Genomic DNA, 23549 nt, shown 5'->3' with positions numbered 1-23549 from the left:
TTAACATTTGAACTCAAGAGAAGTTTTTTGATTACGGATTTTTTGTTTCAATCCACTAACCGTGGATAACTCGTAGCCAATAATTAAAAGTTCAGGAAGAATGGGGATGTTGAAATCTTCCATAATGTATTTGGCGAAACTTTAGCATAATTGGTGTGGATGGAAGAATGGGATGTTTCGTATTCGGTGAAAACGACTGTTAGCCAAGTTAAGACTTCTCACCGAACATTTGAGCCCATACAGCGACGAATGGTGGTTTTTGACAAGCCAACCTAATGTCCATACCGAATTACAACACAGTTACTTTTTCGTTAGTTTTGGACATGAGGAGGAGCTATGAATAATAACTATCTTGAATATTCCCTAACCCCTACTAACCTTCTTATGGTTTCAAGCATTGATTTTGATCCTAACGATGAATGGATTGAAAAGATAAAAATAAGTAGTATGCCGGGACATTTTCATTTTAATCTTAAATTTGAATTGAGGGAAAATGCAATCAAGCAAAGTCAAGCGCGACTTAAGCAAAAATGCAATATGTTACTTGCTATTATTGAGGATGAGCTATCATTTTCGTACGGAATAAAGCTATATCACCCACATTTTTTAGGATTGTTTTTAGATGGAGATAGACAACTTGCTACACATCAGGGAATAATTATTGAACCGATAACGTTATCACAATCTGATGAAGAATCATTACTTAACAAAATATGCGAGGTCGTTCAAAACCGAAGTAGTCACGTTTATAAGCGCTTATACCGAAACGTTCTCCAAATAGCAGATCCTATAGCCAGGTTTATGCTTTTATATAGTTTAATGCAACTTGCTCTAGAAGCTGATAATCAAAAAGAAGTGGATAATTTTATCAGAATTACAACTTGGTATGATTCCAATTTAGATCGTATCACAACCAGAAAAAGAGCAAGCTACAAAGAAACAATTTATTCTTGGCTTAGAAATGCAATTGGGCATACACAGGAGTCTTATATAATTGGGGGAAGAAGCTACAGTTTTGAGGAAATTCTTGTAGAGGTTGATAGATTTGTTGATGAACTTTCCTTAATCACTAGGCAAGCAATTGAAAACAACAAAATTTAGCCAACAAGGTTTTAAAATGCGATATTATGTAGTGTGGCTGTTATCTTTTGCTATCCCCCAAACAGCCTCATCATCACCGGCGAATTGTGGATTTACAAAGCGGCGATTCGGAAAAGTGAACCCTTGTCCATACAAAACCATAACGGTTAATATGTACAGGGGTTCATTCATTCTCATTTACTTTGAGAAGAAGCGTAAGTGGTGTCAGATTGCGTTTTGGAAACTATAATTTACCCTGCCATGGTTCGCCTCCATACATACCATCAGAAAGACCACCTTTAAGGTAATATAATCACCGCTGTCTTACAACCCGTCGGTTCTGAAAGGGGGAGGTGTTTCTCGTTTAATGACTCGAGGGTATACGTATAGACGTACCACATATTTTGTTTCTATGTGGTACGCTAGTTTAAAGACAAAGTGGAGGGAGAGTCCCATGCCAAGCTTCCTGGAATCCCTATATTACGGGCAGTTGAATCCTGTAGAGAAGGCTGTTTCCACCGACCCTCAGTATCGCCAATTGAGCAGGCAAATATCCGAGTCCATGGATGCCTGGAAGAAGAGGCTTTCAGAAGATGAGTTTCGAGAGCTCGAGGATCTATTAGATTTGTATCGACAAGTACAAGGGCTGGAAATGGCGGCTTCTTTTACTGATGGTTTTAGGCTGGGAGCGACGATGATCATCGAGGTGTACTCTGAGTAATGTGATCAGTAAGAACACTCATAGAACTGCCGTAAAGACACGAACTGTGTCTTTTTTTAATACCGAAAAATATTGAATATCACCCTTTACTTCCCATGCCTCTAAAACGGAATTTCATATTAATCGCCCTTAGATAAGGTATCTTCGCTCTAATAATCCTCCATACGGCAGGAATATATCCCCAATTTATAGAAGACTCTTTATATAACATCGATTACAGATACAGAGAGGCTACTATGGACCAAGAGAGATTTATGATCATCGTTAAAGGTGATGACAAGACAGAGGATGTATCCTCATATGAAATGGATCCTCCAATAGTAAGGATTATATATAAAGGTTCTTCCAAGGCTTATCCTTATCAACTCAATGATATACAGTTACTGACGCCGACCGTTCAGGACATAACAGAGGATATGGCTGTTTTTCACGATGATTATCCTTTTTATAATGTAAAACGGGTGCTAGATTTCGGACCTAAGATCCGCGTTTGTTTTGAAAACGGGAGTATTCGTACCTACGATAGTGGACGTATTCAAGTTAGAAGCAGTAGCACCCAGAACGCTGAAGGGCGTCAGATTCTGGACTATTGGCGCGCGATTTCAAAACATGCGAAGAGTGAGGATGAACAGGAGAACAAAGAAGCTTTTTTGGCAAAGCAATTTGCAAAACTACATTACGTAGATCCTGATAGTGCTTTGAGTCATTATCTTCTGAAAAAACCTATAAAGACCGATATCTCGGTTGCAAGCGAACCGATTTTCCCGTTCAGGTACAATTTGAGTCAAAGGACCGCGCTTGAGCAGGCTTTAAAAAGCACCATCAGTATTATCGAAGGCCCTCCGGGCACGGGTAAAACCCAGACGATCTTAAACATTCTTGCAAATCTGGCGGTTATGCAGGGGAAAAAGGTAGCGGTTGTTTCCGGTAACAATCAACAGCTTTTTTATTTGTTTCCTCTATTTTGCTCCGCAACAGTTTTAGAAAGAATCTCGAGAAACAGAACATGCTATGAAGCAAGTGACGAGTGAAGTATTGACGGGGCAAAAGAAGATGGAAGAAGCAATTGATAGTTTAAGAACATATTGAAATCCGCTCAGAAAGTGACCTGGAAAGTTCAGGAGGTTTCCGCTGTAGCGAACAAATGGCGGCTGGCTCTGAAGAAATTGCAGCATCTGTTTCCGAAATGGCAACTATAGCTGAAGATTCGCTTGCAGGAGTTAAAGCAGTGAACGATATGACTGCAAAGCAGAGCTCTTTAGTTTTGATTAGCAAAAATTCTCTTTAAGCTGAAGCACTTGTTATGAAGTTTAAAGTCTAAAATGAATAGAATGCGATTCATATGGTACCTAGGGTCATTACCCGAAATAATCTCAGCAATATGCGTCGGCGAATTGTGAATTTGCCAAGCCACGGTTCGCCTCCATACATAAAACCCGCTCATTGAGCGGGTTTTTACATTTATATCTGAAACAAAGTATTGAGTATTAGATCTCCGAATTGGATTGATGCATCAGCTCTTTGATCTCAAGAAACTGTGAATTCGTTATTTGTTGGGATTGATGGAGGGCGTTCAGCTTATATTCTATTCTTTCCATTCGAAGTTGCGTTTCTTTTTGGAGTTTCTCGGTCTGTTTTTGTGTTTTGGAGTTATCCATTACGACTAAGATGGTCAGACCCGCACTAAAGATCGTTAACCCTCTAGCGATTTGATTTAAATCGATTGAATTCATGGCAATCAGGCAGTCGGCAAATCCTGCTCCTATAAGTAGACCGCCAATCGTGACAATCCCCGTTCTTTTCCATTGTTCTGGGATGATATTTAATGGCTGTTTCATGTAGAGATCTCCTTCAGTTAGGTAGTAAACGTGAAATTAGGATAGCTTCATTCTATATTTAATAAAACACAAATCCTGGAACAATAAAAGGAAATACATAGAAGCTTATTACGTAAACATTAAGGATTCAGTTTGTGGAAATCTAGTGATCAGCGGTAACGTATTATTTGGGAATGACTTGGAAAGAGGAGGCAGGACTGATACTCAAAGCAAGAAGGAATTAGGAGACTTACGGAGAAATTTTCTAGTGGACATTATTTATATGAGATTATCCTGGGTCGACGGATCTTCGCTCACGCGATCAGGTTAAATATGAACTGTAGATTGGCTGGTGATCTGGAATGAGTGAACAATTCTGGTTAGTGGTACAGTATCCTCTGAAAAGTGCAAAAGGCAGCCAACGTGATCACTGGTTAAGAGAAAAAGTAATGGAATATTTAGAAATATCTCTAGCAGATGCTGGTTTAGGCTATGTAGATGGGTTTGACATGGGGAAATGTATTTCCGACCCGAAGAAATATGCGCTTAATATATTTTGTGTTGTTACGGAAGAAGAACGAAGTATTGCCTTGGTGAAAAGAGTGTTAAGAGAGGGTCGACTTGATTATACTCGAATAAAAATCGCTACAATGTCCTATGGGAATGAAGAAACATATACTCTGAAATATGCCTATAAGAAGGGTGTTACGGAATTTTCGCTATAGCATGTATTATATTATTGGTGTCGCTTTTGTAGCAGTCTAGTTTTAGGAAAACAAGAAGGGAAGAGGTTTATGATTACCATTTATGACTGGTTTGGCTGTGAATTGCCCAATCAAGAGCGTTATCAGTTAATAAAAGAAGCTGGATTTGATGGCGTTTTAATATGGTGGAGTGATGGCTTTGGTCGTGACTGCTTTGGCCGAAACGATTATCGCAACGGGCCGCAAATCGCACGAGAAGCGGGTTTATTTATAGAAAATATCCACACACCAATCCAAAACGAAAGCAACCTCTGGCTTGACAATCTGGATGGTGAAGCGGCAGCTGAATGCTATCTGCAATGTGTTGCAGATTGTGCTGAATTTGAGATTCCGACAATGGTCGTGCACTTGCCGGGCGAAGACAATCCATATAACGAATTGGGACTGGATAGAATCAAGAGAATCGCTGACAAAGCTGAACAGCTTGGTGTCAATGTTGCAATGGAGAATTTATGGAACTTTTCCAACTTGGCATATGTGCTGGAGCAAGTGGATTCCCTGCGTATCGGATTCTGTTATGACAGCGGACATCACTACCGCCATTACCCGGAGAAAGATTTATTATCCATGTACGGGTCTCGGCTGATGGCACTACACTTACATGATAATAACGGAAGTTATGCCCAGCACGGGTTACCCCTTGATGGCACGATTGATTGGTCTACAACCATGAAAAAAATTGCGGAAACGAACTATTCAGGCCCGATTGCAATCGAGGCCATGAATTGGGATTATGAGGATTTATCGGCACAAGAGTTTTTACATAGAGCGTTTGAGCAAGCCAAAAGACTGGAAGCGTTAAAAACTGATTCCTCAAAGATGACTGTAACAGAATGAAATTACTATAAAACTAGGCACTCTACATCTATCATGCAGAGTGCCTAGTTCATTTATGCCCTTATCCATCTTCCCAAATGGCGTTGAACCAGAAACTGTAGCTACTAATGCCGCGCCTTCCGAACACCTGATAGCCTGTACACCCATATTGTCCGTTGAATCATTAATGGGGTCACTTCAGAGATTGTGGTTTTTTGCTGTGTTCGATTAAAAGTGTAAAATCCTTTGCTATAAGTTTGCAAAACAAGGCATCTCAATCAAAGAGTGTCAAATGCACGTTATGCTGAAGAAGGGCCTAGAGGTCCTTCTTTTTTGCTTTCTTTTTTTCTGACATTTGTCATATCCGGCTTGTGACAACCCACACTAATTGAATCTCGCGCTTTTTCAATATAATGAGGACATCAAGTAACGAAGAAGAAATTAGCGGAGGTTAGGACAAAATGACAAAGGCGATTGAATGTATAAATCTAGTAAAGAAATTCGGCGATTACTGCGCCGTTGATCATATGAATCTATCATTTGAGAAAGGTCAAATAACAGCATTGCTCGGACCGAATGGTGCAGGCAAGACAACAACCATTTCTATGATACTCGGAATGATCAAGCCAACATCAGGAGAAGTCAGGGTCTTGGGGATGCCGTCTGGAACAAAAGAATTACGGCAACGCGTCGGAGCGCTTATGCAGGATGTTAAGGCTGCAGATGGACTTACGGTCAAAGAAGTGCTTCAATTGTTCCGCAGTTATTATCGTAATCCGATGTCGCTAGAGCGATTGTTAGACATTTCGGGTCTCCACGCGGATCAGAAACGGCGCGCAGCCTCCCTGTCTGGAGGACAACGCCGTAGATTAGCCTTCGCCCAAAGTTTGGCGGGAAATCCAGAGCTTCTCCTGCTTGATGAACCAACCGTCGGAATGGATATCGAGGCTCGTGGTCGCTTTTGGGACACCATCCAAGCGCTGGCAAGTGACGGACGTACTGTGCTCTTAACTACACATCATTTAGAGGAAGCTGATGCTGTCGCAGATCACATCGCGGTAATCGCCAGTGGACAGGTTATTGCGGAAGGGACTCCAGAACGTTTAAAGGCTCAAACAGCACTTAGAACAGTTTCATTTCGAGCGGCGAACGCGCCAGCTGAGCAGGAATGGCTCACATTACCTGGTGTGGAAAAGGCAGAGTGCAACGGCGAGCGAATTCGTCTGTATGCCCAAGAGACCGATGTATTGTTATTTACACTGATGCAGTCTGAATGGGGAATTTCCGATATTGATATACAATCTGCCAGCTTAGAAGATACATTCCTAAGTCTTACAGGGACACATAAACCAACGATTATACGATAAAAAACATTTTAGGAGGAAAATAGCCATGTTACATATGTTTGTTGCCCAGACCAAAGCAGAAAGTATACGAATTATCCGCAGTCCATTTTTCTTACTCTTCTCCATTGCGATGCCGCTTGCTTTCTACTTTTTATTTGCGAGTATGAATGGGGTAGATAAATCGATTCAATCGACAACTTGGGGTGTCTTTTCATTAATGTCGATGACTGCGTTCAGTTTGATTGGTACAGCCGTATCTCAATTCGGTATCCGTCTATCGTTCGAGCATCAAGATGGGTGGGTACGCCTGTTGAAGCTGACTCCACTATCTCCTGCAGTCTGGATTGGCAGCAAAATCGTATCGCAAATGGCTGTTCACTTGATCGTAATTGTTGTTATATTTTTATCTGCTGGCCTTGTTCATGATATACAATTGACAGCCGGGCAATGGATTTTATGCGGATTATGGTTATGGATTGGGAGCATATCTTTTCTGGCGCTTGGTGCCTTGTTAGGAACGCTTAAAAATGCGAATACCTCCGTTGCCATCGGAAATGTATTACAGATGGGGCTTGCAATTATGGGGGGGCTATGGATGCCGCTTAGTACTTTGCCAAGTTGGATGGGCTCGGTCGGGGAATGGCTACCATCTCACCGTTATGCCAATGGGGCATGGAATATGATCGCTGGACAAACTCCAGCAAGTATTGATTTCATAATTTTGACAGGATGCGGTCTCCTCTTTATGCTACTATCAATCTATATATATAATCGACGGGATGCGGTCTAATTGAATAGAGAAAAGTGGCGTCTCTTTCCAAAATCGGAAGGAGTCGCTCCTTATATTTTGTTAACAAATTTAATGATACCCATGTACTTTTTACTCTATGAGCCATCAAGTATACAGTGGCTTGGCTTTGTTCTGTTAGGCATATTCGTTCTATCGTTTCGACAATCCTACTTTTATGCAAAGTGGGCCACGCCAATATTGATCGTTCAGGTGGGTATACTTTTAATTTTAGCAGCTGTATTTCACCCTATGTATACGTTTATAGGTTTTATGATAGCTGCTCCGCTGAGCAAACAAAAGCTGCCGACATTAATCTCTATAACGATCGTTTTTACTGTAGCTATGGGATGTATCGCTGTTCCTTACTTGGATCGGATGGGCAGCCTAGTATGGATAGGGCTGGTGCCTATGTTTGGCATCTGTATTCTGCCGTATATTATTCGAACTTCGACCAGATTTCAACAGAAGTCTGCGCGGCTGCGGGCAGAAACTGCTGAACGAATGGCACAGCAGGAGGAGCGCCAGCGGATCGCACGTGAGTTACATGATACGTTGGGACATACGCTGTCATTAATCGCACTAAAAGGCGAGGTCGTTGAGAAATTGGTCAATCGTCAACCCGAGAGAGCGATAGAAGAGGCTCGTGAAATACGAGAAACGGCACGCGCAGCCTTGAAACAAATGCGAGAATTGGTTACGGAGATGAAAGTTACATACCTCGCTGATGAATATATGCATGCTGTATCGTTATGTTCAGCAGCGGGCATACCGCTTTTATTTCAATATCAATCGATTTCTGATCCCAGACCTTCTAATGTAGGGGCGGAAGACGCATTAGTGAACAATCCGCTTCCGTTAACACCCTTGCAGGAGACGATTTTGGCGATGTGTTTTCGCGAGACGATTACAAACGTGGTTCGACATAGCCGAGCAACAAGTTGCAACGTTCTTCTCGACATTCAGGAAGGGGAAGTTCGTGTATCTGTAAGTGATGACGGTATTGGGGCAGATATGGATCAATTCTATACTAGCAGTAATGGCCTCGCCGGATTACGGCAGCGATTGGTTATGATCGACGGGCGTATGTCGCTGTCTTCGTCCCCAGGCAAGGGGACGGAAGTCACCTTACATATACCTAGGGTAATACGAAATGAAAAGGTAGGTAGTGCTTAGATGATTCGTATTGTTTTGGCAGAAGATCAAAAGTTATTAAGGGGCGCATTGGCAACTTTACTCTCGTTAGAAGATGATATTGAAGTAGTCGGTCAAGCTGAAAATGGGGAAGAAGTGATGTCCATGATTCAGCAATATGAGCCAGATGTAGCTGTTCTGGATATTGAGATGCCACTAAAAACGGGGTTAGATATTGCGGAATTAATTCAAAAAAATAAGTCAGCTTGTCGTGTCATCATCTTGACGACATTCGCGCGTCCTGGATATTTCCAGCGGGCTATGCAGGCAGGAGTTTATGGATACCTTCTTAAAGATACGGGCAGCGAGGAACTGGCTGATGCGATTCGTCGGGTCTATGATGGGAAACGTGTCATCAATTCAGAATTGTCGCTCGCGGTATGGGATGATCCATGTCCATTATCACCCAGGGAGCGCGAAGTCATGAAGTTGGCTGCCCAAGGCTTAGTTCTTCAAGATATTGGAGCACAGCTGTTTCTATCCTATGGAACGGTACGGAACTATATGTCAGAGGCGATTGGGAAGCTTGGGGCGAATACACGGATCGAGGCGATAGATATTGCACGTAGTAAGGGATGGTTGGATTAAGGAGAACTTCGAGGTATGGAGGTAAGCGGATCACCCCACTCAAGGGATGATGCAGCCAGCCCATAGAGAGCTTTAGAAGCTCTCTTTTTTTATGATCCGCTCCTTAGCGTACCGTAACCTAATCAATACACTCCGGCGAATTGTGGTTTTACACAACCACGGCTCGCCTCCACCATCAAAAACACCATCCGCATGAGGATGGTGTTTTTGCATTTTATTATTTTGAAATCATGATGCAATGATCTTCAATGATCGTAGCCGCTTGTTGACGATCAAATCGATGAGAAACCATATTACCTTGAAATCTTCGGTGAATATTTCCAAGAAAAGTAAACACGAGTTGCAAAGATGTCAACACCGAAAAAGTGTTAACACTAAAAACCAATGGTATAATCCAAGATGGAGACTAGCTTTTAGATTTCTCCAGTCGTATTAAATAATGATTAATTACTATTATGTAAATATATGGCATAAAGACATAAAATTGTACTAGTAGCATGATTTGCATTAATTCTAATTGCAAAACATGCTATTTGTCGTTCCTCGGATCTCTCTTTGCAGCTCAAAAATTATAGCAAGCTAGGAACAGCAAAATGATTGTTTTATCCTTATAATAAGCTCAGAGGTGGTAGTATGCAGTACAACAAAATTATTGATCAGAGCATAACTTATATAAAAGACCACATAAACGAGGAGCTTTCCGCTGAAAAAATAGCAAATCAAGTAGGATATTCAACTTTTCATTTCTGTAGGATTTTTTCACTAGTAAAAGGGATTCCGTTAATGGAATATGTAAGGAAATATCGTTTGTCAACGGCAAGGATTGAACTTACTGACAACCGGAAAATATTGGATGTTGCCTTGCATTATGGATTTGAATCTGCAAGCGGATTTTCAAAATCATTTCGTCAAGAATTTGGGTATACTCCAACGTCATATAAAATCAGAATGGCGGATAACGATAACGCATTCGTTAAAAATATTCGAGAAGCATTGAATCCCCCCAAAATTGTTAAAAAAGGTGCTTTTAAGTTAGCTGGATATGGAATGCATACGAACATGGCAGATAATTATAGTCATCAATTTGCGGCTTATTGGGACTCATGTGATGAATCAAATTTAGAAGAAAAGCTTTATGAACAATTGAAACCACCAAAACATGGTGAAGTTGGAGTATGGCTGCCTTATCAGAACGAAGGAAATGCCATCTATCTATTTGGCGTTATTGTCAATGATTTCAGCCAAGTAACCTCTGATATGGTGGTTGCCGAAATCCCAAGCGCTACTTACGCCGTTTTCACTACTCCGCCCATCAACAATCTAGCAACTGCCACAACATACGAGAAAGACCCATTATCCATAGTCATTAAGGAGACCTGGAGATATATTTTTACAGAATGGTTTGATCAGAACAAATATGAGCTGGATGAATCTCATTTTCCATTTGAATATTATGATGAACGTTGCCATGCCTCTGAGAACTCAATCATGGAAATTTATGTACCAATAAAAAAAGCATAGAAAGAAGTTGACGATATGTTTACTGAATATGGTGAGTTGAGTACCAAGCTATATCAATTAACCAAGCCTGCCGGATATTCGATTGATGGTGATTTAGAGTATTATTTTGATCATTTGAAAAATACCAAAGGTAAAATACTGGAAGCCGGTGTTGGCACTGGCAGAATGATGATCCCTCTTCTCCAGAAAGGACTTAATGTAGAGGGTGTAGACGTGTCTGAGGATATGTTAAAACAATGTAGAGCAAATATGGTAGCTACAAATGTAAAAGGAACTCTGTATCAAGGAGATCTTACGAATCTTCGTCTGCCAGAGAAATACGAAGCGATAATCATGCCGACTGGCAGCTTCTGTCTGTTACCGCGCAATCGTGTTAAAGACGTACTACATTCTTTTTATCAGCATCTTGATAAACAAGGGAAAATTATTATTGATTTAGAATTACCAACAGGTTTTATTCCATATAAAATTTCGACAAGTCCATTTTCGATTGATGATGATTCTGGCATTCTATTTACCTCAACGACTCAGGGAATAGATTGGCATCAACAAAAAACTAGCTCCATTCATCGATACGATCTACTCAAAAAAGGCAAGATTCAACAAACGGAAATATCGAATTTTGTGCTCTATTGGTACGGAATCGAAGAATTTCAGCTTTTGCTAGAACATGAAGGATTTATATCTATTGAGTATCAACTTGGATACGGGAAAAACTCATATTCTTCACTTATCACCTTTTTTGCAAGCAAAGAATAATATTGGAAATTTTTTAATCTGTCACCCTACCGGTCGTTTTCCCGGTAAAGACCATTATTCATACATCAATATTGATGAAGACGATATACCATTCTGACAAAGGACCAGTGATCAATTTCTGATGACTGGTCCTTTTGCGAAATTGAAACTGAATTATTTGTCGGTGTTGACATTTATGGTTTGAGCGTTGACTTTTCTTGGAAATATTCAATCCTCGGCTTTCTCCGTATCCATCTTGAAGCTCAGACCACTATATCGCAGGAATATAACCAGTGTTGTAAAAGCAGTTCTTTTATTTGCGTTGTGAAAAGGAGGTTTTGGCCTAGTGATTCGAACAAAACCGCAGCCTTCTCAAAAATAGCGGGGTATGCATCTTCGCCAAAACAGAAGTACTCCTGTGCTATAATTAGATATAGCGCAGTTTCATTCGGAAAAATCACATTTCCTATATATAAATCCATTGGACAAGGAGTGCATTGACCAACCATGCACGATTATCAGGCTTTCTTGCACCACAAGTTAATTATTATCGGCGCAGGCGCATCAGGACTCATGGCCGCCGTGACTGCGCGGGATTTGGGTATTGATACCGCCATTCTGGAGGGTAACGACCGGATTGGGAAAAAAATCTCAATGACAGGCGACGGTCGTTGCAATATTACGAACGATTCCACTATGACGGGTACGGACGACGAAGCGGTGGTCTTATCGCGCAAATATCACAGCAGTCAGGCTAAATTTCCGTTGCCTGTGCTGCAGCAATTCGGCATTCGTCAAACCATTGATTTCTTTCACGTGCTCGGGCTGCCGCTTACAAAATTGAAAGAGGGCTTAATGTACCCGATGTCGCTACAGGCCGCATCTGTGGTGGATATTTTCGAGCTTGCTCTAGAGGAGCGGAACATTCCGGTATACCTTAACAACAAAGTGCTGGATGTCACAGTATCGGCAGATCATCCACGATTTAAGATTACATGCCGAAATGAAACAGAGGAGCAGGTTGTTTATACCAGCGATTATCTGTTTCTTTGTACGGGCAGTCTTACCGGCCAGAATGCGGGGACGGACGGGTCTGGGTATACACTTGCCCAGCGAATGGGGCACTCCTTTGTCGAGCCTGTTCCGGCCATCGTGCAATTGAAGGTGAAGTATCCATATCAGAAGGCGCTATCCGGCATCAAACTCCAAGGACGAGCCGACATCCTCGTGAACGGCAAAGTCGCCCGCTGCGAAGTCGGCGAAATTCATTTCACCGACTACGGCTTCTCCGGCCCACCGATTCTGCAGCTCGGGCGGAAGGCAGCCGTACATCTCGCGAAAGGGGACTCCGTTACCCTATCCGTAGATTTGATGCCGAACCGCACGGAGGAAGAGGTTATCGAATTTCTGGAGGCGAACTGGGGGACGTTCGCGCATCGGACGGTCGCGGAGTCCTTCGTCGGTTTTTTACACAAGAAACTGGTCTCCGTCCTGCTGAAGGAAGCGAAAATTGATCAAGAGCCGAACCTGCTCTGCCAAGATCTTTCGTTGAAAACCAAAAAGATCTTTTATAAGTTATTGAAGTGTTGGGAGTTTAAAGTAACCGAAACCCAAAGCTTTGAGTACGCACAAGCGACAGCCGGCGGCATCGCTACGAAAGAGCTCGTCGCAGATACGCTGGAATCCAAGCTCGTGCCTGGGCTCTATTTGGCCGGCGAGGTGATGGATGTCGACGGAGACTTTGGGGGTTACAACCTGCAATGGGCCTGGAGCTCCGGTTATGCGGCCGCGATGGCGTTAGGGAAACGCATTTTTAGATGAAGCCATTAGAAAAAGGAATGAATTCAACACCTATGTATAAGTCGAAATCTACTATGCACCACAAGCTGTTCATTATCGGTGCAGGCGCTTCAGGTCTTATGGCCGCCGTTACTGCGCGAGACCGAGGGATCGATACTGCGATCATTGAAAGCAACGACCGGGTCGGAAAGAAGGTACTAACGACCGGTAATGGGCGTTGTAACATTACGAACAAATCCACGGCGACGGGTACGGACGAAGCGGTCAATTTATCCAGTAAATATCACAGTAATCAAGCGGAATTTCCGCTACCTGTGCTGCAGCAATTCGGCGTTCGGCAAACTGTCGATTTCTTTAACACACTCGGCCTTCCGCTGATCGCTATTGAGAATGGCCGAATGTATCCGATGTCGCTGCAGGCTGCATCGGTGTTAGAAGTTTTCCGGATTGCACTGGAGGATCGGAATGTTCCGATATACTTCAAAACCAAAGTATTGGACGTTACCGTGTCGAAGGAACATCCGCGATTCACGATTGTGTGCCAGACGGAAACAGAGGAAAAGGTCACATATACCAGCGATTATCTCTTCCTCTGTACGGGCGGCCTTACCGCTCCAAAGACAGGAACGGATGGCTCCGGTTACACACTTGCCCAACGACTGGGACATACCTTGATCGATCCTGTACCCGGGATTGTTCAATTGAAGCTGGATAGCCCATATCTGAATGAACTTTCCGGAGTTAAATTCGAGGGATGGGGGAATATCATTGTAAATGGTGAGGTCATCCGGAGTGAGTATGGAGAGGTTCTGTTTACGAAATATGGCGCTTCTGGCCCGCCGATTCTCCAGTTAAGCCGAAAGGCTGCATATCAACTCGCAAGAGGAGAAACGGTGACCTTATCGCTTGACTTAATGCCAGACCGAACAGAGGAAGAGGTCGTCGATTTTCTGGATACGCATTGGGGAATGTTTGGACACCGGACGGTGGCTGCTTCCCTAATCGGGATTTTAAACAAGAAGCTGATCCCCATCCTCTTGAAAGAGGCGGGAATCGATCAGGACCAGAACCTGCTGTGTCAGGATCTATCGTGGAAAACCAGGAAAGCCTTGTGTCGCCTCATGAAGCATTGGGATTTCATCGTGACCGATACCAATGGTTTCCCGAATGCCCAAACGACAGCCGGCGGCATCGATACGACAGAGTTAAGAGAAGGAACGCTAGAATCGAAGCTCGTGCCTGGGCTCTATTTGGCCGGCGAGGTGATGGATGTGGATGGGGATTGCGGTGGCTATAACCTGCAATGGGCCTGGAGCTCCGGCTATTCCGCCGCGGTGGCGCTTGCTGATCAACTTAATCTGAGCCGGGTCAGTCCCTAGTCTAAAGTCTAGGTTCAGATACCCCCTAAGACGGTTATGTCAGCCCAATAAAGCGGATATAATGGATTTATTACTCGGAGCGTGACTTAGCCATAAGGGGTGTTTGAATATGAAGGCAACAGAAGCGGCTGCAACGTCGCGGGCAGGCAAGGTGAATTGGGTGCTTTTTAATCCAAAAACCTATGCAACGATTCTCTATTTCTTGGTATCTCTCCCGTTAGGGATTATTTATTTTACAGTAGCGATAACGGGACTTGCACTATCCATCGGTTTGACTCCAATATTTATCGGAATACCGCTGTTTTTTGGAGTAGCCAAGTTGTTGAATGGGATTGTGAATTTTGAACAAAGCATGATAAGACAAATTTTGGGATTACCATCTCCTTCTGTATCGTATAATTACAATCAACAATCTGAAGCTGGGGAGAACTGGTTGAAGCGAATGGTGAGAGACTTTGAGGGTGGGTTATTCATTCGAAATCTGCTGCTTGTATTATTAAGATTTGTAACAGGCATTGTATTCTTTGTTATTATGGTAACGGCGATTTCACTAGGACTCGGATTAATTGCTCTTCCAGTCGTCCATATCATTTTGATGAATGAAATGCAGCTTGATATTTTAGAGAATAGCGTGTTTAGTTATTTTCATATAGATTGGACTTATAATCAGCAATATTTGCTGTATGTAGGCGTTGGCCTTATCCTGTTCTGGGTCGCGCTGCGCGTCGTGAATGGGCTCATGCAAATTCTTCGTAGAATCATGTATGTGGATGAGCCCTATCAGCAGCCGTCAGTGCCGCCAATGGAAGCACACATACATGCGCCCGTTCAGTCGCAATATTACGAGTACCCAGAGGATCACCCCACTCAAGGGATGATGCAGCCAGCCCAAAGAGAGCTTTAGAAGCTCTCTTTTTTTAAACTCCACTACTTGAAGCGTGATTTATTTGGACAACTGAAGAGCTTAACGAAATTCGTCTGACAGGTTTAAAAGATACGATGAAAAGCCCGACCGTGTGAGGCCGGGCTTTTGTCTATGCGATTGTATAACGATCCGTTCGAAATAATTGATTTTTACGCAATTTCCTTGTACCGTAGCAAAGGCACGGGCCACTAGAGCCGCATCCTTTTTAGGACTTGCGCTTGAGCCAATGATCTCTCGATGCAGCTGCTAATCTTTTTGTTTTGGAGCGGTAGAAATGGCGTGTGTTTTATTTATTAATTATTAAGCTGTTGATGAGATTTTCGAATGTAACAATTTTCATATATAATTGAACTGAAGTAATGTCATGCTGTCAACAGCGGTCGGAAGTCAAGTCTTTCGTATTGTGACTCTCCAGGTTCATCCGTAAATCTTTAGATAACTAAAATATAATTAAATGAGGGAAGCGAATGAATTTTTTGCGGGAGTTTTTTGCTAACAATATAGTAAGAAGAATTCTGTTCCTCTTACTTGTCGTTTTATTGCTGTATAGCTTAAGAGGTATGCTCAATTTGCTGTTATTGCTGTTTCTTGTTACCTTCGTCATGGGACGCCTAGAGCACTTTATTACGAAGAAAATATCTAAGCTGTTTCCTATATCGTCTATTGTCGTTAATACGATATTGTATGCGGCTTTAATATTTGGGCTTGTATACGGAATTGCCAATTATGTTCCGAAGCTCATTAATCAAATTTCTGATTTATATTTTTCCATTATCAAATTCGTGAATACACCTCAGTCGGATGAAATTGCCGAGCTTGTCTCCTCCGCGCTTAGTAAGCTGGAATTGGAGCAATACGGAAGTCAGGCACTGAATTATATTCTGAAGATAGGTAAATGGGCCGAGGTTATCATATTTGTTATTGTATTGAGCTACTTCTACTTAATCCAGAAGAAAACAGTCAATGACTTTACAGATAAGTTGAGCAAAAGCAAAATAAGCTGGGCTTACAATGAGTTTAAATATTTTGGTCAAAAATTCACCTCTTCCTTTGGTAAAGTGATCGAGGTTCAACTGATGATCGCCTTGTTCAACACGATTCTAACGACTATCGGGTTGTCGATTTTGGGCTACCCTTACTTGTTCGCTCTAACGATTATGGTATTTTTACTAAGCCTTATCCCGGTAGTCGGTGTTGTTATTTCCTTCATTCCAATCAGTATTATCGGTTATCAGATTGGTGGTATCTCAACCGTCATTTGGGCGATTGTCATGATTTTGCTCATCCATGCAGTTGAGACATACTTCTTAAATCCGAAGCTGTATGCTCACAAAACGAAGCTGCCGATGTTCTACACCTTTATTGTTCTTATTTTCTCCCAGCACTTCATGGGGATCTGGGGGCTTATTATCGGTATTCCGATCTTTATGTTCCTGCTCGATATTTTTGAAGTCGATCAAAGCAACGCAGTATCATCAAAAAAAGAAGCTGTACAGCTTTCAGGAGAAAACGCAAGTCCTAGGAGTCATCATTTCTCGCACAACGAAGATAAAGAAGAATCCTGACCTCGGAGTCCTCCATGCGGATATTAGCTGGATGGGATAAATATAAGATAAGAAAAATGACTACAGAAAATTCTGTAGTCATTTTCTATGAAAGTCAGAAGATTAAGGAATGACTTTCCACACGTCGGCTCCACCTGGAGTCTCACCTAAAGTCCACCATTTCGCTTCATAGTTCACACCGTTATGGGTTACTTTGCTGCCACCAACATAAACCGTGGATGCATCCCAGGCAGGGTATGTGACAGGTGCGCTAGGTGTCGTTACATTGACAATATTGCTAGCAGCGGATACATTGCCAGCGGCATCAACAGCTTTTACCGTAAAGGAGTAAGCCGTATTTGGCGACAGACCTGTAACCGTGTATTCAAGCGCTGAACCCGAAACCGTAGCGACTAATGTCGAGCCTTGGAACACTTGATAGCCAGTTACACCCACATTGTCCGTTGAAGCATTCCACATTAAAGGCACTATAGTAGATGTAGTTGTACCCATCACATGTAAGCTTGTAGGTGCTGAAGGAGCCTCCGTATCAGGACCTACTACAGCTAGTGTGGTAAAGGATGCAGGATTGCTGGCGGGTGATATGTTCCCAGCAGCATCTACTGCTTTAACGGTAATGTTATAGGTTGTATTCGGTGTTAAGCCTGTTAGATTGTAATTCAATGCACTTGTGGAACCAATTTGGGATGAGCCGTTAAAAATACGGTAATTCGTAACACCAACATTATCAGTAGCAGCATTCCAAGAAATTGTTGCACTCGTGGTTGCGACATTGGAAGCTGTTACTCCTGTCGGAGCAGTTGGCGCTGTTGTATCTGGATTTCCACCACCGGTGAAGTTCACATCGATAACGTTATAGAATGCATTTCCTGTGTCCGCAATTTCCCAAACAGCGAGGATGACTTGATACCCTGTTCTGCTCGGTACATTACAAGTGTCGGAATAAGTATTGGATGGCATCCCTTTATACGGTACATTACAGAAAGGAGTTAAGTCGAAGGATGCACGAGTTAACGGTGCATTCGGGTCCCAGTCCTGCTTGGTAATGTAGTATTTCCAGCTAGCTGTTGCATGCGGCACTTTTAACTTCCAGTCAAAAGTCGTTTGTCCAGGTGAAATGTTTACTTTTGTCCAACGAGTTGCGGATTGCTGATCAAGTGGAGCGAACAAGCCGTTAGCACTTGCAATTTTACCATCGGCTGGACCTGCTGCCGGGAATCCTTTTGCTGCTTCTAAGCTATACGGTTCATAAATAATAAGTCCACAATTCGTATTGACTCCTCTTGCACATAAATCCGCACGGCTGGAAGGATTACTTACATATCCGTGAGCGGATGCTTTGGACTCGAATAAGAATAGTGCCATAACAGCGAGCGTCATTAATAGACCGCCAGCCAAGACCTTCTTAATGAGTCCGGAATTGGGAAAACGTAGGGTTAACATCAATAAAAAAACCTCCTCTTTTAGATAAACTATGCACGAAGAACCAAACGATCATTCGTACCTTGATGGCATAACGACGTATTTTCTCACCTCCTTCCAGGTCAATATGTATGCTCAATAAGTGAACATAAATAACTAATGGTTGGTGTAATAGATGATTGTGTTGGTGAATAAGAGGGGATTTCTGACGTAGGTGGTAAAATATAAGCAGATCACATTTTAGGATAATTATGGAATTAAAAGTAATTTAAAGACATTCTATAACAGGCTTTTGTACACTGCAATAGTTAATGAGAACCATAAGAGTGTGAAACATCCACATCTTCTCTCAGGATTAACTGAAGAAGACATTCAGGCTGACGTTACGGGGTGTCGGGGTTTCGCTTTCGATGCAGGGATTCGACTCCCCTCGGCTCCATACATAAAACCCGCCCATAGAGCGGGTTTTCGCATTTCTTATGGTTAAAATCTAGTCCGAAACTGTGTGAAGTAAAATAGCCGTAAAGCCGACCGTATATCAAGATGCTGTCCTGTTAATCGGTTAAATGAACGGACTCATTGAAAATTTGGTCAACTCGCATTATTACATCCAGCCACCCATACCTTTATAACGATGCGCAAGTGCTTTATGGTAATATTCCTGCTCGGCATATTTATAAAAGAACGGCGGATTGCCCGCGCAAGCCATCTTCATTCGCTCAAAATGTTCAGCTTTCACAAAATGATAACCAGCCATTTGTTCAGGATCGTAAGACCTATTTTGTAAATAAACCGTTTCGGACAAAATAACACACTCCTTTTTAGATTTGGTGTTCGATCTAGGCAATAATAATATATGTCGATAGCCCGAAAATCTCCTGTGATATTAGCCTAATCTGGGTGGAAATACTCGAGGAGATTGAAGAATTTACGCCCCTATCATCCAAACTTTATGAGGGGAAAGGATATCCCATCTACGGCTTTCTTATTTTGCACAACACTTCTTTGGAGCACCACATAGGTATTTGTCATATGTTATATAGATGTGTTTTTCAAATTATGACAAAGGAGTATGCAACTCATGAATAGATTTATGTACTATGGCTATCCGCGACCATATGCCCCATTCCCAGCTCCGCAATATTATCGGAATGAAGACGTACAGCGCAAGGAAACTCCGGTATTACCAAAAAATGTTATGTATACGACAACTGTGGAACCCAAATTCACTGAGCATTTGATCCAGCACATAGGGCTAATGATTGCCATCACGACAACTGTCGGCAAATTGGTAGGTACTCTGGATGATGTTTTCATTGATCACGTAGCTCTTGTAGTCCATGGAAAAAAGCATCACATTCGATTATGTGAAATCGTTTATTTTGAAAAAGCAGAAGAGAAATAAACAATGGACGAGAGCCGATCTACGAGGCTTTGGACGAAATCTTCATCAAGGAAGGGCTAGGAGATGTAGATAAACACTACAGCCGCAAAGAAAATGTGCTGTTTCCTTTTCTCGAGAAATATGGGATCTATGGACCGACCAAGGTGATGTGGGCAGTAGATGACGGTATCCGATTGGGAATAAAAGAAGTGAAATCCAAACTCACTCACTTTGATGGCAATGCCGAGACCGTAATGGATCTGGCAAAACGCGTCTTAACCGAAGTAACAGAAAACCAGTCGACCTAACCTTTATCGATGAAAATGATATCGTTCGATATTTTTCACAGGGAAAAGAACGAATCTTCGTTCGTACCAAAGCGGTAATCGGCAGAAGTGTTCAGAACTGCCATCCTCCGCAAAGCGTTCATGTCGTCAATCAGCTGCTTGCTGATTTCAAGGCAGGTGTCAAAGATGCAGAAGATTTCTGGATCCCGGTTAAAGATAAATTTGTTTACATTCGCTATTTTGCCGTAAGGGATAAAGAAGGAAACTATTTAGGTACGCTTGAATTCACTCAAAACATTAAGCCGATTCAGGAACTCACAGGTCAAAAACGGATACTCTCTCCGTAAGGAGAGAAGCCGGTTACAAGTCGAAACAGTCAGTGGCCGAAAACAATCGGACACTGGCTGTTTAGTTTTTTGTTCTCCGACGAGGATTTAAAGGAACTTGAAGCCACCTACAAAAGTTGAAAGGACAGAGGCTCCATCCCCCGGATCATTTATATTCATTCATCAAATTCAAAGATTATTTGCTGATTCAGTAGTATAAATGGTCTATTAAATCTATGTAATAGTCATCAGCCCGTATTCGGGTTGGTGGCTTTTTAACTTGTGTTATTATGACCGCCCAATGGGAAATATTTTTAGCGCTATATGACTTGCTTTTCTTCCAAATAGGCATAGTTTTCCTCGCTTTCATATCTGGCACCTGGAAATTGGTTCCAAGGACCTAACGATTTTTTTAGTATTCTGTTACTTGTTCCTTTTGTGAAGATTGATAACCTTTACTAGAATAATTACATTAATCTGTATATTGTTGAGGTGAGTGCCATGGGCAAAATATTAGTTCCTCCGGAAAGACTTATGGAGATATCCCAACAATTTGCACAGGCCAGGGAGATCGGGGTGCAAATTTGCAGCCACCTTACCCAGCAGATTCATATCCTTGAAAGTGGATGGGAAGGTACGACAAGGCAGCAATTCTATCAAAATTTCCAGCTTGCCCGTCAGCAAATGGATAATTTTACTGCAGCGGTGGGTTCGGTCAGCACGGAATTACATACGATTGTCAACCGCTTTAAAGAGGCCGATTCCACTCAAGCTTCGTTACAGGCAAGGACGGCCGCCGATCCGATTGATCAAACCCAGAACGTGTTAGACAGCTCGCTTGAAGCAAGAGATAATCTGGAAAAGTGGGGAACTCTCCTTTACAGCTCTGTGGGCGCTTCCTTAGTCTTAAGTAAGACGGTACAATTCAGAGTAGATCCCAGAAATCCGTCCCGAGCCAAAATTCATAATGCGCCATGGGTTAAAGGCAAAGGTAACAATACGTTCTTGAAGAACCTGGCAAGAGGCATAAATCGCCAGATTGTGAACCCAGGCCTCATGATGAAAGGAATCAAAGGCTTTGATAGAGTGGCAAGCAAATTCGGTCTCAATTTTGGGCTAGGCTTTAGTCAAGCTAAGAACTTTCCTCAATGGACTAGACAGGTCATAGCCGGCGTAGAAAAAGGTAGATATGGGATGGCTACCAAGAAAATTCCAGGCATGATCGCCAAAAAGATATTCCCGATTAACGCAACCTTTAATGTGATCGGCGAGGCTTCCGGCCTTGTCAGTAAGTATCGTGAAGGCAAGCTTAACGGGGAAGAAGTAGCTGTAGCCGCATCCAACGTTGTTGTAAAAACAGCCGCGACCTATGGCGGGGCTGTAGCAGGCGGAGCCGTCGGTGCGATGATTGGTGGCCCGGTTGGTGCGGCCATCGGTTCCTATGTAGGTGGTACGGTTGGAGCTTTTGTCGGTGATGGCGCAGCTAAAGTTGTCGAAAAGGGAGTTCGCTGGATTAGCGGACTGTTCAAATAATTTCAGGAAGGCGCTAAATTATGAACGCAATATCTTATCGGAAATCCGTGGCATGGGGCAAATCACTTGGCAGTTTACTGTTTGTGTTGGCCTGCCTGTTTCTGCTGTACGCGGCTTTTTTTATGGATACTTCCTTTATTCGCAAGTTTTTTTGTATCACATCAGCCATAATAGGGATTCCGTTTTTTGGAGGATATTTGGTTGTCAGCTTGCCAAAGGCGCTGAAATCAGACACGCAGCTGCTCACCTACGATCAAAATTCCATTTCAGATGGTACGCGTACCGTAGCCTGGGCGGAGATTACAAGCATCAGCTACAGCGGCCCTTCCATTCGGAAGTGGCTGCTTCCGAAATTTCCTGTGCTGATTTTTCATTTGAAAAACAGAGAGACCTGGACTGTGAATACGTATTATTTGTTGACCGATACCGAAATCCAGTCTGTCATGAAGCGCCTGCGGGGGCTGATCAGCCGTAACGGAAAGGAAATGAAATAGATCTGTACTGGAGGATTTGCTTACATGAGCGAGCATACCTATATATTTTCATTAGAAGAGCTGGGATACACCTTGGCCGTTCATCAAGGGGAGGAAATGGCTGCAGGACTTATGAAGGCATACTATGGAGACCTGTCTGAAGACAGATGGGAGCTTCTATTTCAGGCAGCTACACATAGTTTGATGTCCAAAGGCTTTATAGAATCGATTGATGAAGAGAACGGAGTGGTTCGTTTTACTTCTGAAATTACGCAAATGATTCAGCACTTGCTGCAGAGCAATTATATGCTGAGAGGGATTACCGATCGGAATTCTAGCAAAGTACTGACCATCCACGAGCTGCAGCAGCGGTATTTGTACCACTTGTCTGACAATAACACGCTTCATTTTCTATCCTGGACAGAGCCGCAGGATTGGGAAGAGGAGCTTGTACGTTTCTATGGAGTGAAGCCTTCGAAAGCTGAAGGGATGACTTTATCCGAATCCAAGGTTGTGATCACTGAAGAATTGTGGAACCGACTGACAGCTGGTGAATCCCCTGCCTGCCCTCTCTATGACGAGCTTTCATCCGACCAACAGCGGCTGATTGCAGAATGGCAGCAGGATTTTCAAACCAATGCCCGTACCATGGACAATCTAAGCACGATAAGAATTGGAAGCGGAAACCAGACGGCAATCGAGGATATTTTGTTTGTACTTCCTGCCAAAGCAGGTTTCTGGATTGTATGTAATCAGGAAGCGGACAGAAATGCGGAACCACAGATTTGCATTGAGCTGCAATCCTTCTCTGCATGCAGAAAGACGCTAGGCTCTTTTGCTGGAGCTTTGACTTAGGGAATACGGTAAGTGTAGTACTGCTCATCTGAAAGGTCTTCTATGCGATCCATAATCTTAGCACCCTTCGGCCATATCGAATCAGACTAAGAGAGCACCCTTCCGGCGCTCTCTTTTGTTTTTCAAAAAGACAGTCTTACCCTAGATTATTCCAAATCAACCCATCGATGTCTTATCTTGGACTTTGCGTGGTAATAGAATTCAATTTATAATAATAGGCTAATCTTA

Annotated in this window: 22 protein-coding genes and 2 pseudogenes; 20 read left to right on the top strand and 4 right to left on the bottom strand. The window is 42.7% G+C overall.

Translation table 11 applies throughout. The features are described from left to right. The first annotated feature begins 336 nt into the window (after positions 1-336). The 3 genes from AB4124_RS08335 to AB4124_RS08325 all read left to right on the top strand — a co-directional run bounded on the left by AB4124_RS08335 (position 337) and on the right by AB4124_RS08325 (position 2832). A complete protein-coding gene (locus AB4124_RS08335) occupies positions 337-1101 on the top strand; it encodes a hypothetical protein (protein ID WP_441972321.1) in 765 nt (254 codons plus the stop codon). A 433-nt stretch (positions 1102-1534) separates the two neighbouring features. Further along, positions 1535-1801 (top strand): DUF6809 family protein, encoded by a 267-nt coding sequence (locus AB4124_RS08330; protein ID WP_441972319.1) that lies wholly within the window; start codon positions 1535-1537, stop codon positions 1799-1801. A 254-nt stretch (positions 1802-2055) separates the two neighbouring features. After that, positions 2056-2832: an AAA domain-containing protein gene (locus tag AB4124_RS08325; RefSeq protein ID WP_441972317.1), complete on the top strand. Its 777-nt coding sequence runs from the start codon at positions 2056-2058 to the stop codon at positions 2830-2832. 456 nt (positions 2833-3288) lie between these two features. On the opposite strand, the gene AB4124_RS08320 is transcribed toward AB4124_RS08325, so the two are convergent. Beyond that, positions 3289-3639, bottom strand: coding sequence for a hypothetical protein (locus AB4124_RS08320; protein ID WP_098741427.1), 351 nt, complete (start codon positions 3637-3639; stop codon positions 3289-3291). Positions 3640-3980: 341 nt separating this feature from the next. On the opposite strand from AB4124_RS08320, the gene AB4124_RS08315 reads away from it, so the two are divergent. The 8 genes from AB4124_RS08315 to AB4124_RS08280 all read left to right on the top strand — a co-directional run bounded on the left by AB4124_RS08315 (position 3981) and on the right by AB4124_RS08280 (position 11393). Continuing rightward, entirely contained in the window at positions 3981-4343 is a 363-nt protein-coding gene (locus AB4124_RS08315) for a hypothetical protein (RefSeq protein ID WP_076322596.1), read from the top strand. Positions 4344-4412: 69 nt separating this feature from the next. Then, positions 4413-5219: a sugar phosphate isomerase/epimerase family protein gene (locus tag AB4124_RS08310; protein WP_441972315.1), complete on the top strand. Its 807-nt coding sequence runs from the start codon at positions 4413-4415 to the stop codon at positions 5217-5219. 440 nt (positions 5220-5659) lie between these two features. Beyond that, complete coding sequence (locus AB4124_RS08305) at positions 5660-6565, top strand: ABC transporter ATP-binding protein (RefSeq protein ID WP_441972313.1); 906 nt, start codon at positions 5660-5662, stop codon at positions 6563-6565. A gap of 25 nt (positions 6566-6590) precedes the next feature. Further along, complete coding sequence (locus tag AB4124_RS08300) at positions 6591-7334, top strand: ABC transporter permease (RefSeq protein ID WP_441972311.1); 744 nt, start codon at positions 6591-6593, stop codon at positions 7332-7334. Continuing rightward, positions 7335-8507: a sensor histidine kinase gene (locus AB4124_RS08295; protein WP_441972309.1), complete on the top strand. Its 1173-nt coding sequence runs from the start codon at positions 7335-7337 to the stop codon at positions 8505-8507. Then, positions 8508-9113 carry a response regulator transcription factor gene (locus tag AB4124_RS08290; RefSeq protein ID WP_036664865.1) on the top strand — a complete coding sequence of 202 codons (606 nt, stop codon included), beginning with the start codon at positions 8508-8510 and terminating at the stop codon, positions 9111-9113. A gap of 633 nt (positions 9114-9746) precedes the next feature. Beyond that, complete coding sequence (locus tag AB4124_RS08285) at positions 9747-10634, top strand: AraC family transcriptional regulator (RefSeq protein ID WP_076322591.1); 888 nt, start codon at positions 9747-9749, stop codon at positions 10632-10634. Positions 10635-10649: 15 nt separating this feature from the next. Further along, positions 10650-11393 (top strand): class I SAM-dependent methyltransferase, encoded by a 744-nt coding sequence (locus AB4124_RS08280; RefSeq protein WP_076322590.1) that lies wholly within the window; start codon positions 10650-10652, stop codon positions 11391-11393. Positions 11394-11600: 207 nt separating this feature from the next. Here AB4124_RS08280 and AB4124_RS08275 read toward each other — a convergent pair. Next, a pseudogene (locus tag AB4124_RS08275) lies at positions 11601-11776 on the bottom strand (type II toxin-antitoxin system death-on-curing family toxin); the annotation flags it as partial. Between the two features lie 103 nt (positions 11777-11879). On the opposite strand from AB4124_RS08275, the gene AB4124_RS08270 reads away from it, so the two are divergent. The 4 genes from AB4124_RS08270 to AB4124_RS08255 all read left to right on the top strand — a co-directional run bounded on the left by AB4124_RS08270 (position 11880) and on the right by AB4124_RS08255 (position 17041). Beyond that, on the top strand, positions 11880-13193 hold the full coding sequence (locus AB4124_RS08270) for an NAD(P)/FAD-dependent oxidoreductase (RefSeq protein ID WP_441972306.1): 1314 nt from the start codon (positions 11880-11882) through the stop codon (positions 13191-13193). A 32-nt stretch (positions 13194-13225) separates the two neighbouring features. Beyond that, complete coding sequence (locus AB4124_RS08265) at positions 13226-14551, top strand: NAD(P)/FAD-dependent oxidoreductase (protein WP_441972304.1); 1326 nt, start codon at positions 13226-13228, stop codon at positions 14549-14551. Positions 14552-14660: 109 nt separating this feature from the next. Continuing rightward, positions 14661-15455, top strand: a complete 795-nt coding sequence (locus AB4124_RS08260; protein ID WP_076322589.1) for a sensor domain-containing protein — start codon at positions 14661-14663, stop codon at positions 15453-15455. Between the two features lie 488 nt (positions 15456-15943). Beyond that, entirely contained in the window at positions 15944-17041 is a 1098-nt protein-coding gene (locus AB4124_RS08255) for an AI-2E family transporter (RefSeq protein WP_441972301.1), read from the top strand. 102 nt (positions 17042-17143) lie between these two features. Here AB4124_RS08255 and AB4124_RS08250 read toward each other — a convergent pair whose 3' ends face one another. Continuing rightward, positions 17144-18484 carry a lytic polysaccharide monooxygenase gene (locus tag AB4124_RS08250; RefSeq protein ID WP_441972299.1) on the bottom strand — a complete coding sequence of 447 codons (1341 nt, stop codon included), beginning with the start codon at positions 18482-18484 and terminating at the stop codon, positions 17144-17146. A gap of 583 nt (positions 18485-19067) precedes the next feature. Next, the gene (locus AB4124_RS08245) at positions 19068-19268 is read right to left on the bottom strand and encodes a hypothetical protein (RefSeq protein WP_215164152.1); all 201 of its coding nucleotides are present in this window, start codon (positions 19266-19268) and stop codon (positions 19068-19070) included. Positions 19269-19544: 276 nt separating this feature from the next. Here AB4124_RS08245 and AB4124_RS08240 point away from each other — a divergent pair, with 276 nt between their 5' ends. The 5 genes and pseudogenes from AB4124_RS08240 to AB4124_RS08220 all read left to right on the top strand — a co-directional run bounded on the left by AB4124_RS08240 (position 19545) and on the right by AB4124_RS08220 (position 23321). Further along, positions 19545-19868 carry a DUF2642 domain-containing protein gene (locus AB4124_RS08240; RefSeq protein ID WP_076322585.1) on the top strand — a complete coding sequence of 108 codons (324 nt, stop codon included), beginning with the start codon at positions 19545-19547 and terminating at the stop codon, positions 19866-19868. Positions 19869-19930: 62 nt separating this feature from the next. Continuing rightward, positions 19931-20481: pseudogene (locus AB4124_RS08235) on the top strand (PAS domain-containing protein); the annotation flags it as partial. Between the two features lie 480 nt (positions 20482-20961). Beyond that, a complete protein-coding gene (locus AB4124_RS08230; protein ID WP_430110091.1) occupies positions 20962-21993 on the top strand; it encodes a WXG100 family type VII secretion target in 1032 nt (343 codons plus the stop codon). Positions 21994-22013: 20 nt separating this feature from the next. Continuing rightward, complete coding sequence (locus AB4124_RS08225; RefSeq protein WP_441972296.1) at positions 22014-22487, top strand: DUF5381 family protein; 474 nt, start codon at positions 22014-22016, stop codon at positions 22485-22487. Between the two features lie 24 nt (positions 22488-22511). Beyond that, the gene (locus tag AB4124_RS08220) at positions 22512-23321 is read left to right on the top strand and encodes a hypothetical protein (RefSeq protein ID WP_441972295.1); all 810 of its coding nucleotides are present in this window, start codon (positions 22512-22514) and stop codon (positions 23319-23321) included. Positions 23322-23549 lie beyond the last annotated feature (228 nt).

The sequence above is a fragment of the Paenibacillus sp. 2KB_20 genome, from assembly GCF_052115765.1.
Taxonomy (GTDB): Bacteria; Bacillota; Bacilli; order Paenibacillales; family Paenibacillaceae; genus Paenibacillus_AQ.
This window is presented reverse-complemented; position numbering and strand designations above follow the sequence as displayed.

Coding starts and splice junctions, on each gene's coding strand:
- AB4124_RS08335 (WP_441972321.1), top strand. CDS start 337: ATGAATAATAACTATCTTGAATATTCCCTAACCCCTACTAACCTTCTT.
- AB4124_RS08330 (WP_441972319.1), top strand. CDS start 1,535: ATGCCAAGCTTCCTGGAATCCCTATATTACGGGCAGTTGAATCCTGTA.
- AB4124_RS08325 (WP_441972317.1), top strand. CDS start 2,056: ATGATCATCGTTAAAGGTGATGACAAGACAGAGGATGTATCCTCATAT.
- AB4124_RS08320 (WP_098741427.1), bottom strand. CDS start 3,639: ATGAAACAGCCATTAAATATCATCCCAGAACAATGGAAAAGAACGGGG.
- AB4124_RS08315 (WP_076322596.1), top strand. CDS start 3,981: ATGAGTGAACAATTCTGGTTAGTGGTACAGTATCCTCTGAAAAGTGCA.
- AB4124_RS08310 (WP_441972315.1), top strand. CDS start 4,413: ATGATTACCATTTATGACTGGTTTGGCTGTGAATTGCCCAATCAAGAG.
- AB4124_RS08305 (WP_441972313.1), top strand. CDS start 5,660: ATGACAAAGGCGATTGAATGTATAAATCTAGTAAAGAAATTCGGCGAT.
- AB4124_RS08300 (WP_441972311.1), top strand. CDS start 6,591: ATGTTACATATGTTTGTTGCCCAGACCAAAGCAGAAAGTATACGAATT.
- AB4124_RS08290 (WP_036664865.1), top strand. CDS start 8,508: ATGATTCGTATTGTTTTGGCAGAAGATCAAAAGTTATTAAGGGGCGCA.
- AB4124_RS08285 (WP_076322591.1), top strand. CDS start 9,747: ATGCAGTACAACAAAATTATTGATCAGAGCATAACTTATATAAAAGAC.
- AB4124_RS08280 (WP_076322590.1), top strand. CDS start 10,650: ATGTTTACTGAATATGGTGAGTTGAGTACCAAGCTATATCAATTAACC.
- AB4124_RS08270 (WP_441972306.1), top strand. CDS start 11,880: ATGCACGATTATCAGGCTTTCTTGCACCACAAGTTAATTATTATCGGC.
- AB4124_RS08265 (WP_441972304.1), top strand. CDS start 13,226: ATGTATAAGTCGAAATCTACTATGCACCACAAGCTGTTCATTATCGGT.
- AB4124_RS08260 (WP_076322589.1), top strand. CDS start 14,661: ATGAAGGCAACAGAAGCGGCTGCAACGTCGCGGGCAGGCAAGGTGAAT.
- AB4124_RS08255 (WP_441972301.1), top strand. CDS start 15,944: ATGAATTTTTTGCGGGAGTTTTTTGCTAACAATATAGTAAGAAGAATT.
- AB4124_RS08250 (WP_441972299.1), bottom strand. CDS start 18,484: ATGTTAACCCTACGTTTTCCCAATTCCGGACTCATTAAGAAGGTCTTG.
- AB4124_RS08240 (WP_076322585.1), top strand. CDS start 19,545: ATGAATAGATTTATGTACTATGGCTATCCGCGACCATATGCCCCATTC.
- AB4124_RS08230 (WP_430110091.1), top strand. CDS start 20,962: ATGGGCAAAATATTAGTTCCTCCGGAAAGACTTATGGAGATATCCCAA.
- AB4124_RS08225 (WP_441972296.1), top strand. CDS start 22,014: ATGAACGCAATATCTTATCGGAAATCCGTGGCATGGGGCAAATCACTT.
- AB4124_RS08220 (WP_441972295.1), top strand. CDS start 22,512: ATGAGCGAGCATACCTATATATTTTCATTAGAAGAGCTGGGATACACC.